General features: G+C 43.4%; 1 protein-coding gene. It reads right to left on the bottom strand.

Annotation, left to right across the window (positions count from 1 at the left end):
* On the bottom strand, nucleotides 1–251 hold a 251-nt coding region (locus ABFY71_RS19025; RefSeq protein ID WP_347947443.1), incomplete at both ends, for a hypothetical protein.

The raw sequence follows: 251 nt of genomic DNA, 5'->3' as shown, positions 1-251 counted from the left end.
CGTTATTGCTTAACGTACCACCATCAATCACAGTCCCCATTGTCCATGGATTAAGCGTGCCGCCATCCAGATCATCACCATTTGTCCAGTTCTTTACTGCTCCACCATCGTAAATAGTCGTATTGGTAAATGTCTTATCAAACGTAATAATCCTGAGTAAGTCATTTTCGTCGATTCTTGCATTTCCACCGGCTATCCCGGCACACATTCCGATTATTGTACGGTATGTCGCATTAGATGGCACTTTCTGA

Source organism: Devosia alba (assembly GCF_039938915.1).
GTDB lineage: Bacteria > Pseudomonadota > Alphaproteobacteria > Rhizobiales > Devosiaceae > Devosia > Devosia alba.
This window is presented reverse-complemented; position numbering and strand designations above follow the sequence as displayed.